This window comes from Mycolicibacterium palauense, assembly GCF_002592005.1.
Classification (GTDB): domain Bacteria; phylum Actinomycetota; class Actinomycetes; order Mycobacteriales; family Mycobacteriaceae; genus Mycobacterium; species Mycobacterium palauense.
On sequence record NZ_NVQF01000009.1, the window covers coordinates 62,304 to 77,358 of the forward strand.

General features: G+C 70.4%; 14 protein-coding genes. 10 read left to right on the top strand and 4 right to left on the bottom strand.

The genetic code is table 11. The features are described from left to right. Nucleotides 1-285: 285 nt before the first annotated feature. Both CSR00_RS05885 and CSR00_RS05890 read left to right on the top strand, forming a co-directional pair. Nucleotides 286-1,506 carry a cytochrome P450 gene (locus tag CSR00_RS05885; RefSeq protein ID WP_245905853.1) on the top strand — a complete coding sequence of 407 codons (1,221 nt, stop codon included), beginning with the start codon at nt 286-288 and terminating at the stop codon, nt 1,504-1,506. Then, on the top strand, nt 1,503-2,216 hold the full coding sequence (locus CSR00_RS05890) for an enoyl-CoA hydratase/isomerase family protein (RefSeq protein WP_176561922.1): 714 nt from the start codon (nt 1,503-1,505) through the stop codon (nt 2,214-2,216). Before CSR00_RS05885 ends, CSR00_RS05890 begins: the two co-directional genes overlap by 4 nt. Nucleotides 2,217-2,220: 4 nt before the next feature. Here CSR00_RS05890 and CSR00_RS05895 read toward each other — a convergent pair whose 3' ends face one another. Next, on the bottom strand, nt 2,221-2,925 hold the full coding sequence (locus CSR00_RS05895; RefSeq protein WP_099021458.1) for a GntR family transcriptional regulator: 705 nt from the start codon (nt 2,923-2,925) through the stop codon (nt 2,221-2,223). Then, nucleotides 2,922-3,461, bottom strand: coding sequence for an HD family phosphohydrolase (locus tag CSR00_RS05900; protein ID WP_099021459.1), 540 nt, complete (start codon nt 3,459-3,461; stop codon nt 2,922-2,924). Before CSR00_RS05900 ends, CSR00_RS05895 begins: the two co-directional genes overlap by 4 nt. A gap of 108 nt (nt 3,462-3,569) precedes the next feature. Between CSR00_RS05900 and CSR00_RS05905 the strand changes: the two genes are divergently transcribed. The 8 genes from CSR00_RS05905 to CSR00_RS05940 all read left to right on the top strand — a co-directional run bounded on the left by CSR00_RS05905 (nt 3,570) and on the right by CSR00_RS05940 (nt 12,191). Then, nucleotides 3,570-4,685: a TIGR03364 family FAD-dependent oxidoreductase gene (locus CSR00_RS05905; protein WP_176561923.1), complete on the top strand. Its 1,116-nt coding sequence runs from the start codon at nt 3,570-3,572 to the stop codon at nt 4,683-4,685. 72 nt (nt 4,686-4,757) lie between these two features. Further along, nucleotides 4,758-5,441, top strand: coding sequence for a phosphonatase-like hydrolase (locus CSR00_RS05910; RefSeq protein ID WP_099021460.1), 684 nt, complete (start codon nt 4,758-4,760; stop codon nt 5,439-5,441). A 48-nt stretch (nt 5,442-5,489) separates the two neighbouring features. Further along, nucleotides 5,490-6,536, top strand: coding sequence for a 2-aminoethylphosphonate ABC transporter substrate-binding protein (locus CSR00_RS05915; RefSeq protein WP_099021461.1), 1,047 nt, complete (start codon nt 5,490-5,492; stop codon nt 6,534-6,536). A gap of 1 nt (nt 6,537) precedes the next feature. After that, the gene (locus tag CSR00_RS05920; RefSeq protein ID WP_099021462.1) at nt 6,538-7,719 is read left to right on the top strand and encodes an ABC transporter ATP-binding protein; all 1,182 of its coding nucleotides are present in this window, start codon (nt 6,538-6,540) and stop codon (nt 7,717-7,719) included. After that, nucleotides 7,716-8,654, top strand: coding sequence for a 2-aminoethylphosphonate ABC transporter permease subunit (locus CSR00_RS05925; protein WP_099021463.1), 939 nt, complete (start codon nt 7,716-7,718; stop codon nt 8,652-8,654). Before CSR00_RS05920 ends, CSR00_RS05925 begins: the two co-directional genes overlap by 4 nt. After that, entirely contained in the window at nt 8,632-9,429 is a 798-nt protein-coding gene (locus tag CSR00_RS05930) for an ABC transporter permease (RefSeq protein WP_099021464.1), read from the top strand. Before CSR00_RS05925 ends, CSR00_RS05930 begins: the two co-directional genes overlap by 23 nt. Before the next feature lie 85 nt (nt 9,430-9,514). Then, the gene (locus tag CSR00_RS05935) at nt 9,515-10,732 is read left to right on the top strand and encodes an alpha/beta hydrolase (protein ID WP_099021465.1); all 1,218 of its coding nucleotides are present in this window, start codon (nt 9,515-9,517) and stop codon (nt 10,730-10,732) included. A 40-nt stretch (nt 10,733-10,772) separates the two neighbouring features. Then, nucleotides 10,773-12,191, top strand: coding sequence for a WS/DGAT/MGAT family O-acyltransferase (locus tag CSR00_RS05940; protein WP_099021466.1), 1,419 nt, complete (start codon nt 10,773-10,775; stop codon nt 12,189-12,191). A gap of 7 nt (nt 12,192-12,198) precedes the next feature. Here the strand turns inward: CSR00_RS05940 and CSR00_RS05945 are convergent, their stop codons facing one another. Both CSR00_RS05945 and fadD12 read right to left on the bottom strand, forming a co-directional pair. Next, on the bottom strand, nt 12,199-13,434 hold the full coding sequence (locus tag CSR00_RS05945; protein WP_245905854.1) for an alpha/beta hydrolase: 1,236 nt from the start codon (nt 13,432-13,434) through the stop codon (nt 12,199-12,201). Next, nucleotides 13,418-15,043, bottom strand: a complete 1,626-nt coding sequence (gene fadD12 / locus CSR00_RS05950; protein ID WP_099021495.1) for an acyl-CoA ligase FadD12 — start codon at nt 15,041-15,043, stop codon at nt 13,418-13,420. Before fadD12 ends, CSR00_RS05945 begins: the two co-directional genes overlap by 17 nt. Between the last annotated feature and the right edge of the window lie 12 nt (nt 15,044-15,055).

The window sequence follows — 15,055 nt, forward strand, 5'->3', positions numbered from 1 at the left end:
CCTCCAGCCTCGTGGGCGGCAGTGCCCGAGACTTCAAAAATAGCATTTGAAAAATATGGTGCCTAATGGCACGCTGGTCACAGCGACGCGGCTGGGGGGACCGCGCCGCCGAGTGTGACGTCGACGACAACGTCGGTGAAGACGTCGGTGAAGACGGTCGGTGAAGACGTCGCTGAAGACGTCGGTGAGCCTGTCGAGGAGCCTGCAGTGGCGCACGAAACGCCGGCACCGCGAGAACCGCGTGCATCGTCGGCTGCATCCGGGTCGGTGACACCAGGGCCTTCGGTGACACCAGGGCCTTCGGCGACACTGTCCAACCCGCTGGGGCTGGCCGGGGACGAGGTGGGCACCAACCCCCACCCGATCTACGCGGGCCTGCGCGAGAACTCGCCGGTGCTGCACGTCGACGGGGTCGGCACCCTGGTCAGTTCGTGGGCGCTGGTCGACGAGGTGCTCGACGACGTGGGACTGTTCTCCTCGGCGTTGACCGCCGGCGACCTCAAGAATGAGCGCCCGTTGATCCCGCTGCAGATCGACCCGCCCGAGCACCGCAAGTTCCGGCGCATCCTCGACCCGCTGTTCTCGCCGAAACGGATGAAACAGCGTGAGGGTGACGTCGAGGATCTGGTCCATCGTCTGATCGACGGCTTCGCGGGATCGCCCGAAATCGACTTCGTCGCCGACTTCTCGGTGCCCTTTCCCAGCCAGGTGTTCCTGACGATGCTGGGGCTGCCCGTCGCCGAGCTCCCCCGCTTCCTGGCGATGAAGGACGGCATCATCAGGCCCGATGCCGTGGTGGGCAAGCCCTACGACCATCCCGAGGTCCAGGCGCACCAGCGTGCCACGGCCCGGTCGATCTACGACTACTTCGACGGGGTGATCGCCTCGCGCCGGGGCCAGGGTGGCGACGACCTGATGAGCCATTTCCTGAGCGCCGAGATCGACGGCGAACGGCTGAGTCACGACGACATCCTCGACATCTGCTTTCTGTTCCTGATCGCCGGTCTGGACACCGTGTCGGCCTCGCTGGACTGCTTCTTCAAGCATCTGATCGACAACCCGGCCCTGCGGCGGGCCATCACCGATGACCCGGACCTGGTCCCCGCGGTGGTCGAGGAGCTGCTGCGTTGGGAGACGCCGGTGATGGTGGTCCCGCGTGCGGCGACCCGCGACACGGTCCTGGGCGGCTGCCCGATCCGGACCGGTGAGCGGGTCCTGGTGATGCTCGGTGCGGCCAACACCGACGGCTCCGCCGAACCGGGCAACGAGTCTCCCGAGTTCTCCCGCAAGATCAAGCGCCACTTCGGTTTCGGTGGCGGACCCCACCGGTGTCTGGGGTCGCATCTGGCGCGTGTCGAACTGCAGATGGCCCTGCGGGTCTGGCACCGGCGCGTCCCCGACTACGCGCTGAAGCCGGGTGCCGAGCTGAGGTTCACCACCGGTGTCCGGGCCGCGCACGCCTTCCCGATGACCCTGGGCCCCGTGCTGCCCCGCGGATATCCGTGATCGAGGAACGCGGCGACGGCGGCGTGACATGGCTGACGGCCGACCGGCCGGATCGGTTGAACAGCTTCACCGCCGACGACTATCGGGACCTGCACCTGGCCCTGAGCCGGCTGAAGGCCGACCCGGCGACCCGTGTCGTGGTGCTGTCCGGCCGGGGACGGGCGTTCTCCGCGGGCGCGGACCGCTCACTGCTGTCCGACGTGCACGGCGAGGAGGACGGGCGGCGTGCGGGTGCCGAGTTCGACCGCCTCATCACGGTGCTGTCGGGTTTCGACAAGCCGCTTTTCGCGGCCGTGAACGGACTGGCGGTGGGCTTCGGGGCCACCCTGCTGCTGTTCTGCGACTTCGTGGTCGCAGCCGAGAGCGCCCGGCTGCGAATGCCGTTCACCAGTCTGGGGCTGGTACCGGAGGCCGGCAGCTCGGTGCTGCTGGCGTCGCGCATGCGCTGGGCCGACGCCATGTGGGCGGTGTTGTCCAGCGAGTGGCTCGACGCCCACGAGGCGGCGCGCGCCGGGCTGGTGTGGCGGGTGGCCCCCGACGGGGAGCTGGTCACCGTGGTCGCCGACTACGCGCGACGTGTCGCCGACCGGGACCCGTCCTCGGTGCGTGCGGCCAAGCGGTTGCTGACCGCCGGTCGTGCCGAGGCGGTCCGGGCCGGGCTGGTGCGCGAACTCGCCGAGATGACGGCCTTGTTCGGGCACCGCCGCTGAGTGTTCACCGGTCGGTCAGCAGCGCTTCGAAGGCGACCCGGTCTCCGCGGTAGAGCGACCGGACCACCTCGATCGGCGACCCCTCGATGTCCAGCGAGCGGCGGTGCAGGCGCAGCATCGGCATGGCGGTCGTGGTCTCCAGCAGGCCGGCCTCGCGCGGGGAGGCCAGCACCGTCTCGATGCGCTCGACCGCGGACCCGAACACCACGCCGGTGGCGCGGATGGCCGCGTACAGGGAGGTGGTGGGGTCGAACGTCGCGGTGAAGTCGCCGAATCGGTGCCGGGGCAGGAAGGTGCTCTCCAGCCCGATCCGCTGGCCGTCGGCCAGCAGCACCCGCTCCAGGTGCATGACGGTGGTGTCCTCGGCGACGTCGAGTGCCGCCGCCAGTTCGGCGCCGGCCGCGATGTCCTCCCAGTTGACCAGCAGCCGGCCCGGCTTGCGGCCCATGGTCAGCGCGCCCTCGGTGTATGACTTCAGCGAAAGCGGTTGGGTGAGTTTGGGTGTGGCGACCACGGTGCCCCGTCCGCGCCGTTCGATCCGGCCCTCGACCAGCAGTTCCTGCAGTGCCTGGCGGACGGTTTCGCGGGCGACGCCGAACCGGCCGGCCAGATCACGCTCCGACGGTAGGGGGTCACCCTCGACGAGATCGGCCAGCAGTTCGTCGACCGCCCGGCGGATCAGATGGGGTTTGGAGGTCCGGTCGGTCATGGCGACAGCTGTTGCCGCAGCACCCGTTCGGCGATCACCAGCACGTCGTCGATGGTAGCGCCGACGCCGCCGGGGTTCTTGGCGGCATCGTCGTAGCGCCGCAACCGAAGTGCATCCGGCCACCACGGGTGGCCGGTGAACGACGGATCGACGCCCGGGCCGCCCTGGGCCGCCAGCGACTGCGCCGAGGCCGCGGTCAGTTGCCCGCCGTAGCCGGGGTCGGTCGCGGCGAGGAACTGCTTGGCGGCCACGTGCGCGCCGGCCAGCCACCCGACCCGGGCGCCGAACCGGGGTGTGAGCCAGTCGCGGGCGGCGGTGTCGTGGTGGGTGTAGGCCCCGGGGTGGTCGGCAGCGTCCAGCAGCGGGCTGTGCCCGAGGTCATGTAGGGCGGCGGCGAGTACCAGTTCATCGTCGGCTCCGTCCTCGGCGGCGCGGGCCGCCGACTGCAGAGCGTGGTCGAGCTCGTCGACCGTCTCCTCGTCCCAGACGCCGCGCAGCGATTCCAGCAGGCGACGGGTTTCCTTGAGCACCAACACATCGTCAGTGTATCCCAATTGGTCTATACCAATTGTTTACCGGCTGTTCGGGCGCCCCACATCCGGCGGACGGCCGGCCGTAGGGATGGCTGGGAAAGGTGACTCGGCATGCGTGTGGTGATCGTCGGTGGCGGGGTCCTCGGGACCATGCACGCCGTGGAGGCGGTGCGGCGGGGCCACCGCGTCACCCAACTCGAACGCGAGTCCGAGGCGCGGGGTGCCACCGTGCGCAACTTCGGTCTGGTCTGGGTCTCCGGGCGTGCCGGCTTCGAGCTCACCCCCGCCCTGCGCGCCCGCGAACTCTGGGAACGGCTCGCCGCGGATGTTCCCGGGATCGGGTTCCGGCCGGCCGGATCGCTGACGCTGCTGGCCACACCCCGCGAGGTCGCCGTCGCCGAGGAGGTGGCCGCGCGTGCGGACGCCGCACGTCGCGGGTTCACCCTGCTGGACCCGGCCGGGGTCCGCGCCCTGAACCCCGCCCTGCGCGGGAAGTACCTTGCCGGACTGCACTGTTCACGCGACGCCGCCGTCGAGTCCAGGCAGGCGCTGCCGGCCGTCCGGGCACACCTCGCCGAAACCGGCCGCTACACGTTCGTGCCCGGGACCGAGGCGCGGACGGTCGACGGCCGCGGCGTGCGTGACGATCGCGGATTCCGCCACGACGCCGACCTGGTGTTGTTGTGCCCGGGGGCCGCTCACGGCGGCCTGATCCGGGAGATCGCCGGGGAACTGCCGGTGCGCCGCGTGCGGCTGCAGATGATGCAGACCGAGCCGCTGGGCGAGCCGCTGACCACCGCGATCGCCGACGGCGACAGTTTCCGTTACTACCCGGGCTTCGCCGGTGACGGCCTGGACGAACTGTGCCGCACCGAACCACAGCGGCCGGTAGCCGCCGAACACCGGATGCAGCTGCTGTGTGTGCAGCGGCTGCACGGCGGGCTGACCATCGGCGACACCCACGAATACGACGAGCCGTTCGCCTTCGACGTCACCGAGGCCCCCTACACCCACCTGGTGGACGTGGTCGAACAGTTCCTCGGGCGCCCGCTGCCCCCGGTGCGCCGGCGTTGGGCCGGCGTCTACAGCCAGTGCGTCGACCCGGGACAGCTGGTCTGCCGGCACTTCGCCGGCGACGGCGTCTGGGTTGTCACCGGGCCGGGCGGTCGCGGGATGACCCTGGCCCCGGCCATCGCCGAGGAAACCGCCGATCTGATCGGGCTCTGAACCGATCGACCCTGAACCGATCGACCCCGAACTGATCGACCCCGAACCGATCGACCCCGGAAGGGAGAGCACGTGTCCACGAAAGCGATCCAGGTGGCCGTCATCGACATGGCCGGCACCACGGTGGCCGACGACGGGCTGGTGGTCCGGGCGTTCGAACACGCCGCCACCGCTGCCGGGGTGCCGGAGAGCGGAGAACACCGCGAGCGTGCCCGCCGGTATGTCCTGGACACCATGGGGCAGTCCAAGATCGCGGTCTTCCGCGCGTTGTTCGAGACCGAGGATCTGGCCCAGCGGGCCAACCGGGCCTTCGAGCGGGCCTACGAGGACCTGATCGAGCAGGGTGGTGCGCGGCCCCTCGACGGTGCCGCCGACGCGATCACCCGGCTGCGTCAGGGTGGTGTTCGAGTCGCCCTGACAACGGGTTTCAGCGCGGTGACCCAGGAGAAGCTGCTCGCCGCCCTGGGCTGGCAGGCCCTGGCCGATCTCGTGCTCGCCCCCGGCGAGGGGGTCCGGGGCCGACCGTATCCGGACCTGATCCTCACCGCGCTGATGCGGCTGCAGGCCGACAGCGTGCACAACGTGGCCGCGCTCGGTGACACCAGCAGCGACGTCGACTGCGCACTGCGCGCCGGCGTGGCCATCGCCGGCGGAGCCCTGACCGGCGCGCACGACGAGGACCAGCTGCGTGCCGCCGGAGCCACCCACGTCTTCGGTTCGGTGTCCGACTTCGCCGACCTGATCCTCACCGACTGAGTGTCCGTACATCCGTCCGACCCATCCGAACGAAGAGAGGCCCGACCCATGAGATTCCGCAAGACCATCGCGGCCGCGGCGGCGGCCGCCCTGGCCGTCACCATGACCGCCTGCGGCGGCACCGGCTCCTCGGGCTCCGGTGACGGCGTCACCCTGACCGTCTACAGCGCCGACGGCCTGGCCACCTGGTACAAGGACCAGTTCGAGAAGTTCACCGCCGACACCGGCGTCAACGTCAACCTCGTCGAGGCGGGCTCCGGCGAGGTGGTGTCCCGGGTCGAGAAGGAGCAGTCCAACCCGCAGGCCGACCTGCTGGTGACCCTGCCGCCGTTCATCCAGAAGGCGCAGCAGAGCGACCTGCTGCAGCCCAGCGGCGCGGACACCAGCGGGATCCCCGACGACCAGATCGGTCCCGACACCAGCTTCGTGCCGATCGTCAACAACGCCCTGAGCTTCATCGCCAACCCCGGCGCCCAGCCGCAGCCCGTCACCTGGGACGACCTGCTCAAGCCCGAATTCAAGGGCAAGTTGCAGTATTCGACACCCGGCCAGGCCGGCGACGGCACCGCGGTGCTGGTGCTGCTGCAGCACCTGATGGGCGAACAGGGCGCCATGGACTACCTGGCCAAGCTGCAGGCCAACAATGTCGGGCCGTCGTCCTCGACGGGCAAGCTGCAGCCCAAGGTGAGCAATGGAGAGCTGCTGGTGGCCAACGGCGACGTGCAGATGAACCTGGGCTCGATCCGCGACGACGGCTCGACGTTCAACATCTTCATCCCCGAGACCGCCGACGGGAAGAAGGTCACCGTCTCGCTGCCCTATTTCGCCGGAGTGACCAAGGGCGCCCCGCACGCCGAGGAGGCCAAGAAGCTGCTGGCGTTCCTGATCTCCGAGGACGTGCAGAAGACCGTCGGCCCGGGCGCCCTGGGCATCCCGGTGCGCGAGGACCTGGTGTCGGCGTCGGAGAAGACCGCGGAGCCCAACACCCCCGCCGCGGTGCTTCAGGGCGTCGAGGTCTGGGTCCCGGACTGGAACGCCGTGCTGGCCGACCTGGACGCCAGCCTGGCCGCCTACCAGAAGGCCACCGGTAGCTGACATGGCCGAGACCGAGGTCCGCCCGGGTCCCGCCGGCGCCCGGCAGAGCCGTGCCGAGCGGGCCGGGCAGGCCGAAACCGCCACCCCCGCGATCACTTTCGATCGCGTGGGGGTGGCCTACGGCCGCGGCAGGAAGGTCACCCACGCGCTGGTGGACTTCAACCTGAGGGTGGCCGCCGGCGAGACGATCGCGCTGCTGGGCCCCAGCGGGTCCGGCAAGTCGACCGCGCTCAACGCCCTGGCCGGGTTCGTCCGTCCCACCTCGGGCAGCGTGCGGCTGGCCGGACGCGACGTCACCGACCTGCCGCCGGCCAAACGCGGTATCGGTGTGGTGCTGCAGTCCTATGCGCTGTTCCCGCACATGCGGGTCGCCGAGAACGTCGCCTTCGGGCTGCGGGCACGCCGGCTGCCCGGACGTGAGATCACCGCGCGGGTCGCCGAGGCGCTGGACATGGTGGGCATGTCGCAGTACGGAAAGCGGCTGCCGCGTGAGCTTTCCGGCGGCCAGCAGCAGCGGGTGGCGATCGCCCGCGCCCTGGCGATCCGGCCCAAGGTGCTGTTGTTGGACGAGCCGCTGGCCGCCCTGGACGCCCAGCTGCGCCAATCCATGCTCGCCGAGCTGCAGCGCCTCAAGGAGGCGCTGCCCGACACCGCGATGCTCTACGTCACCCACGACCAGTCCGAGGCGCTGGCCCTGGCCGACCGGATCGTGGTGATGAACAACGCCCGCATGATGGACGTCGGTGCCGCGGAGCACCTCTGGAAGCGGCCACCCTCCAGCTTCACCGCCGCGTTCCTGGGCGGGGCCAACCTCATACCGTGCACGGTGGGACGGGTGATCGGGACCTCGGCGCTGGTGACGGTGGGCGCCAAGACCGTCAGCGCCGAGGCCCCGCAACCCGCGGTCGGCAAGGCCGAGTGGACGCCCGGATCGCCGGCGTTGCTGTGCATCCGGCCCCATGCCCTGCGCATCGTCGGCCTCGGGGACCGCGACGCGGTGCGGGCCAAGGTCAACGCCGCGGTGTGGCGGGGCGCCACCACCAGGCTGGTGCTGTCGGTCACCGGTCTGCCCGACCGCCTGGTCGATATCGACGTCCCCGGCCACACCCAGGTCGAGGTCGGCGCCGAGGTGGGCCTGCGTCTGCCCGAACCGGCCGGTGTCCTGGTGGCGGAGGGCACATGACGGCCGTCCTGGACGAGCCCGCCGGCCCGGAGGCGCCCGACGCGCCGGCCACCCGGCCGGCGCCGCGCTCGCTGTCCTGGCTCTGGGCGCTCCCTCCGTTGCTGCTGGTGCTCGTCGCGGCGGTGTACCCGCTGGCGCGGATGCTGTTGGAGTCGACGAATGTCGAGGCCGGCGCCTCGACGTGGTCGCACTGGACCGACGTGCTGGAATCCGAGGCGTTTCGGCAGGCCCTGTGGCGCACCGTGATGATCGCGGTGTCCTCCACCGTCGGCTGCCTGATCTTGGGCACCTTCCTGGCCATCGTGCTGGCCTTCGTGCCGTTCCCGGGCTCGTCGCTGGCCGGACGGGTGATCGACACCGTGCTGGCGTTGCCGTCGTTCCTGATCACGCTGGCGTTCACGTTCCTCTACGGCACGGCCGGGGCCGTCAACGCGCTGATCTCGGGAATCACCGGCTCGTCCTCGCCGCTGCTGAACTTCCTCTACACCCCGTGGGGGGTGATCGCCGCCGAGATCACCTTCTTCACCCCGTTCGTGGTGCGCCCGCTGCTCGCCGCGTTCACCCTGCTGCCGCGCGCCCAGCTCGACGTCGCCGCCAGCCTGGGCGCCTCACCGTTTCGGGTGCTGCGCCAGGTGATCATGCCCGAGGCGTGGCCGGCGCTGATGGCCGGCGGCAGCCTGGTCCTGCTGCTGACGCTCAACGAATTCGGCATCGTGTTGTTCACCGGCGCCAAGGGCGTGATCACGCTGCCGGTGATGATCTACACCCGCGGCATCGTCACCTTCGATCTGCCGGGGGCCGCGGTGATCGCGACCGTGCAGGTCGCGCTGTCGCTGACGCTCTACATTGGCTACCGGATGCTGCTGAACCGGGTGGTGGCCGGACGGCAGGGACGTGAGAAGGGACTCGGCGATGCTGCTGTGGAGCGCCCGTAGCCGGTGGGCGGTGCTGGCGGTGTTCACGCTGGTCGTCGCGGTGGTGTTCGTCGCCCCGCTGGCCACCGTGGTGCTGGCCGGATCGGCCGGTTCGTGGACCGGCCCGCTGCCGTCGGGCCTGGGCTTCACCCGGTTCGGCACGGCGCTGTCGGGGGAGAACCTGGCCAGCCTGTCGGTGAGCCTGCAGACCGCGTTCATCGCCGGTGGCATCGCACTGGTCGTGGGTACCTGGGCGGCGCTGGCCGCCCGGGAGGTCCCGACGTGGCTCGGCCGCACCATCGACGCCGTGTTCCACCTGCCGATCGCGGTGCCCTCGGTGGCGATCGGCCTGGGACTGCTGATCGCGTTCAACGAGCGGCCGCTGCTGCTCGGCGGCACCCGCTGGATCGTGATCCTGGCGCATACCGTGCTGGTGCTGGCGTTCGCGTTCAGCTCGGTCTCGGCGGCCCTGGACCGGCTCGATCCGGCCTACCGGCAGGCCGCCGAATCGCTGGGTGCGGGTCCGGCGCGGGTGCTGCTGCGAGTCACCCTGCCGATGCTGTTGCCCGCGTTGGGGGCCGCCGCCGGCCTGGCGGTCGCGCTGTCGATGGGCGAGCTCGGGGCCACCGTCATGGTCTATCCGGCGACCTGGAAGACACTGCCGGTGGCGATCTTCGGCCTGACCGACCGTGGCCAGGCCCTGCAGGCCGCGGCGAGCACCACCGTGCTGTTGCTGGTGACACTGCTGGCGCTGCTGGTGCTGGGGCGGATCCGCGGTCGTGCCGCGCTGCGCTGACCGGCACCCGGCGTCGCACGACACGGAGTGAACAAATTCGTGAATCTGTAGCTACCGACCGGTAGGAAACGGGTACTCTCGCGCCATGCCGGATCAACCAGAAACCCGATATCCCGGCCCGTCGATCGCGGCGCGGGCGCGCTGGTTCCTCAACGCCGGCCCCTCGGACTACCTGCTGGCGGCCAGTGTGGCCTCGGCGTCGCTGCCGGTCATCGGCAGGCACCTGCAGCCCCTCGGCGGGCTGGCCGCCATGAGCATCTGGGGATGCCGGCAGGCTCCGGAGCTGCTGGCCTCGACGGCGAGATCCTGGCTCACCCCGGGCATGGGGGCGGTGCGCCGGCGCGAGCGCGACGAGACCGGCGCGGTGTCGGAGGCGGCGTTGCGCACAATCCTGTCCGCCGCCGATCTCGACGTGCAGTGGCCGGCCCCGGACCGCGCGGCACCGCTGCTGAGGATGTTCCAGCACCGCCGCCATCTGCACCGGTCCTCGGTGCGCTACGGCAGCGCGCCCAGCCAGGTTCTCGACGTCTGGCGCCGCGACGATCTCACCGGCCCCGCCCCGGTGATGGTCTTCGTCCCCGGCGGGGCCTGGGTGCACGGCAGCCGGATGCTGCAGGGCTACGCGCTGATGCACCATCTCGCCGAGCAGGGCTGGGTATGCCTGTCGGTCGAATACCGAGTGTCGCCGAATCATCGCTGGCCCCAACACATCACCGACGTCAAGGCGGCGATCGCCTGGGCCAGGGCCAATGTCGACCGCTTCGGCGGCGACCGCAACTTCGTCACGATCTCGGGGTGCTCGGCCGGCGGGCACATCGCGGCGCTGGCGGGGCTGACACCCAACGATCCGGAGTACCAGGGCGATCTGCCCGAGGGGTCGGACACCTCGGTGGACGCGGTCGTCGGCATCTACGGGCGCTACGACTGGGAGGACCGCTCCACCACCGAGCGCGAGCGTTTCGTCGACTTCCTGGAGCGCGTGGTGGTCAAGCGCCGGATCGACCGCCACCCGCACATCTTCCGCAACGCCTCACCGATCGCGCGGGTGCACGCCGACGCGCCACCGTTCCTGGTCATCCACGGCAGCGGTGACACCATCATTCCCGTCGCCCAGGCCCGCAGCTTCGTCGAAGCTCTGCGCTCACGGTCGCGGTCCATGGTCAGCTATATCGAATTGCCCGGTGCCGGACACGCTTTCGACATGACCGATGGCGCGCGCACCGGGGCGATGTCGACCGCGATCGGGGTGTTCCTCGACCACGTGAAACGGGCGCGGGCCACTCTGGCCAAAGAGGTCGTCTAGGCGCGCCCGGCTTGTACGCTCGCTCTGTGGGAGGTACAGGGTGAAGCGATTGACCGGATGGGATGCGTTTCTGCTCTACAGCGAGGCGCCCAATGTGCACATGCACACCCTCAAGATCGCGATCGTCGAACTGGTCGACCTCGGGGGGCGCGAGTTCGGTATCGAGGAGTTCCGCCGGGTCATCCACGGCCGGCTGCACAAGCTGGAACCCCTGCGCTACGAACTGGTCGACATCCCGATGAAGTTCCACCACCCGATGTGGAGGGAGAACTGCGAAGTCGACCTGGAGTACCACATCCGGCCGTTGACCCTCCCCGCGCCGGGGGGCCGGCGCGAACTCGACGACGCCATCGGGCGCATCGCCGGCACACCACTGGACCGCAGCAGGCCGCTGTGGGAGATGTACTTCATCGACGGACTGGCCGGCGGGCGCATCGCGGTGGTGAACAAGATCCACCACGCCCTGGCCGACGGGGTGGCCGCGGCGAATCTGCTGGCCCGCGGCATGGATCTGCAGTCGGCGCCCGACGCCGACGCCGACGACTATCTCACCGATCCGCCGCCCACCCGGGGCGCACTGGTCCGCGAGGCGTTCCGGGACCACTTCCGTCAGCTCGCCAAGGTGCCCTCGACGGTCCTCTACACCGCGCGCGGCATCAACCGGGTACGCCGCAGCACGCGCAAGCTCTCCCCGGAGCTGACCCGCCCCTTCACCCCGCCGCCCAGCTTCATGAACCACGTGCTGCCGCCCGAGCGCCGGTTCGCCACCGCGTCGCTGTCGCTGGCCGACATCAAGCAGACGAGCAGGCAGCTCGGGGTGTCCATCAACGACCTGGTGTTGGCGATGTGCGCGGGCGCACTGCGGAAACTGTTGTTGCACTACGACGGGAGGGCCGACCATCCGCTCCTGGCGTCGGTGCCGGTGAGCTTCGACTTCTCGCCGGAGCGGATCTCGGGCAACTTCTTCACCGGCGTGCTGATGCCGATCCCGGTGGACCTCGACACCCCGCTGGAACGCGTGCGGCGGGCCCACGACGACGCCGTGCTGGCCAAGGAGAGCAACAACCTGATCGGACCCGAGCTGGTCAGCAGGTGGTCCAACTACATGCCACCGGCGGCGATGGAGGCGCTGTTCCGGCGGCTGTCCAGCCATGAGGGCCAGAACAAGGTGCTCAACCTCAACATCTCCAACGTGCCCGGCCCCCGGGAGTACGGACGCGTCGGCGGCGCGCTGGTGACCGAGATCTACAGTGTGGGACCACTGACGGCCAGCAGCGGCCTGAACATCACCGTGTGGAGCTACGTCGACCAGCTGAACATCTCGGTGCTCGCCGACACCGACTCCGTTCGCGACGCCCACGAGGTCACCCGGGCGATGGTCGACGAGTTCATCGAGATTCGCAGGGCTGCGGGGCTTTCCCAGGAGCTCGCGCCCGTCGAGAAGGCGATGGCCCAGTAGCGTCCGATCAGGGGTGCCGAGCGTGCACCCAGGACAGGAAACGTTCGATGACCTCGGCGGTGTGGTGGCCGCGCGGAGAACCGAAGAAGTCGAACGCGTGCTGGGCGTGGGGGACCTCCGAATAGGCGACGACGTCGTCGGAGGCCGAGCGCAGCGCCTCGGCGAATGCGCGCCCCTCGGCGACCGGGATGAGCGAGTCGTCGCGACCGTGCAGCACGAAAAACGGTGGCGCACCGGGACCCACCCACGCGATCGGTGAGGCCTCGACGTAGGTCTGACGGTGCCGCGCGAACGGCAGCTTGGTGACGAAACGCTGCAGGAACGCCACGAACTCCCGCCGTCCGTCGCCGGCGGTGGAGAACCAGTCGTAGCGCCCGTACACCGGAACCGCCGCGGCCACCGTCGTGTCGGCGTCCTCGAAGCCCGGCTGGAACCGCGGATCGTTGGGGGTGAGGGCGGCCAGCGCGGCCAGGTGCCCGCCCGCGGACCCGCCGGTGATCGCGACGAAGTCGGGGTCGCCGCCGTACTCGGCGATGTGGTCCCTGACCCAGCTCAGCGCGCGCTTGACGTCGACGATGTGGTCCGGCCAGGTGTGCCGCGGGCTGACCCGGTAGGCGATCGACACACACACCCAGCCCTGTTCGGCGAGCCTGCTCATCAGCGGGTAGGCCTGCGGGCGGCGCATTCCGATGGACCAGGCCCCGCCGGGCACCTGCACCACCACCGGCGCCTTGGCGTCGTCGGGCAGGTCGCGGCGCCGCCAGATGTCGGCGAGGTTGGCCCGGCCGTGCGGACCGTACCGGACGGTGTCGGCCCTGCGCATGTAGCGCCGACGCGACCAGCCGGTGCGGAACACCCCGGCGCGGCGGCGGAACCGGCGGGTGTCGGCGACCGAGCGGTAGTCGGGGCCGAGCGCGTCGCGCAGCCCGGCCTCCAGGTGTGGTCCGCTGTGCAGGTTTTGCCAGGCGATCAGCCCCAACAGGGCCCATTGCGCACCGTGCACGCACAGCGCGGCCCGCCCCGCGGTGCCGCGGAAGTCGCCGCGCCACCCCCGGCGCGCGGCGTCGGCCGCCGAGACGGCGAACACCAGCGGCGAGAGCTCACTGGTGGGCCAGCCGAATGCGAACACCGGCATGCTGAGATAGCCCTGGCGGCCCAGCGGCCGCACCCCGTTGACGGCGTTGACCAACTCGGCGGCCGCGCGCAGCAGCGTGCGCCACCGCCGGTCAGACCCGGCCGGCACGGTCCTGCAGTTCCCGGCGTGCCACCTTGCCGGTGTTGTTGCGCGGCAGCTCGTCGACGACGGTGATCGACCGGGGCACCTTGTAGTTGGCCAGGTTCTCCCGGATGTGCTGCTTGAGCTCGTCGCTGCCGACCGCCGCCCCGGCGGCCGGCACCACGAACGCGGCCAGCCGCTGGCCGTACTCCTCGTCGTCGACGCCGATGACCGCGGCCTCGGCGACCGCCGGATGGGACACCAGCGTCTTCTCCACCTCGATCGGGTAGACGTTCTCCCCTCCGGAGACGATCATCTCGTCGTCGCGGCCGACGACGAACAGCCGTCCGTCGTCGTCGAAACGACCCAGATCGCCGGAGGCCATGAACCCCTCGTGGAACATCCTGTTCTGGCCGGAGGTGTAGCCGTCGAAACGTGCTCCGTTGCGGACGAAGATCTGCCCGATGCCACCGGGTGCGACCTCGTGCAGCGCGTCGTCGAGGATGCGCAGCTCGGTGCCGACGACCGGCCTGCCGGCGGTGTCGGGGGCCGCGCGCAGATCGGCGGGGGTGGCCGAGGCGATCATGCCGGCCTCGGTGGCGTTGTAGTTGTTGTAGATGATGTCGCCGAAGCGGTCCATGAACCGGATGACGACGTCGGGACGCATCCGCGACCCCGATGCGCTGGCGAACCGCAGCGACCGTCCGCTGTAGCGGGCGAGTACCTCCTCGGGCAGATCCATGATCCGGTCGAACATCACCGGAACGACGCACAATCCGTACGCCTCGTGCTCGTCGACGAGCGCCAGCGTGGCTTCCGGGTCGAATTTGCGGCGGGTGACCACCGTGCACGCCATCGACGCGGCGAACACCAGCTGGGAGAAACCCCACGCGTGGAACATCGGCGCGACCACCACGACGGTGGTCTCGGTGTGCCACGGGATTCGGTCGAGGATCATCCGCAGTTCGTTCACGCCTCCGCCGGAGTGCTTGGCGCCCTTGGGTGTACCGGTGGTTCCCGACGTCAGCAGAATCATCCTGCCCTTGCCCGCCGCACGTTCGGGACGGCGGCCGCGGTTGGCCTCGATCAGCTTCTGCACGGTGTGCCCGGGGCCGGCCGGATCCGAGGTCCAGCCGACGATCCGGACTGCCGTCGGGCGGTCGGTCAGGGCGCGGTCGACGATCGCGGAGAACTCGTCGTCGTAGATCACCGCGTCGACCCGCTCGCGCCCGACCACCTCGGCCAGCGCGGGACCCGCGAAGGAGGTGTTGAGCAGCAGTACGTCGGCGCCGATCCGGTCCGCGGCGACCAGGGACTCCACGAACCCGCGGTGGTTGCGGCACATGATCCCGATCGTGGCCGCCGGGCCGGTCAACTCCTGCAAGGCCGCGGCCAGGGCGTCGGCGCGCTCGTCGATCTGCTTGTAGGTGAGGGTCCCGAGTTCGTCGACGAGCGCGGGCCGGTCCGGGCAGCGTTGCGCCGACATCGCGAAACCCGAGGTGACGGAGAGCCCTTCGCGGCCGGCGGCCGCCATGATGCGCAGGTACCTGTCCGGGCGCAGCGGGGCGATCATGCCCGCCCGGGCCATGGTCGCCACCAGGGCGCCCGCACCGGTGAGCCGATCAAGCAGGGGGATCGCGGCCACGGT

Bases quoted from the DNA above. Each gene is read 5' to 3' on its own strand.
- CSR00_RS05895 (WP_099021458.1), bottom strand. From the start codon at position 2,925: ATGACCGACCGGACCTCCAAACCCCATCTGATCCGCCGGGCGGTCGAC.
- CSR00_RS05905 (WP_176561923.1), top strand. From the start codon at position 3,570: ATGCGTGTGGTGATCGTCGGTGGCGGGGTCCTCGGGACCATGCACGCC.
- CSR00_RS05915 (WP_099021461.1), top strand. From the start codon at position 5,490: ATGAGATTCCGCAAGACCATCGCGGCCGCGGCGGCGGCCGCCCTGGCC.
- CSR00_RS05920 (WP_099021462.1), top strand. From the start codon at position 6,538: ATGGCCGAGACCGAGGTCCGCCCGGGTCCCGCCGGCGCCCGGCAGAGC.
- CSR00_RS05925 (WP_099021463.1), top strand. From the start codon at position 7,716: ATGACGGCCGTCCTGGACGAGCCCGCCGGCCCGGAGGCGCCCGACGCG.
- CSR00_RS05930 (WP_099021464.1), top strand. From the start codon at position 8,632: ATGCTGCTGTGGAGCGCCCGTAGCCGGTGGGCGGTGCTGGCGGTGTTC.
- CSR00_RS05935 (WP_099021465.1), top strand. From the start codon at position 9,515: ATGCCGGATCAACCAGAAACCCGATATCCCGGCCCGTCGATCGCGGCG.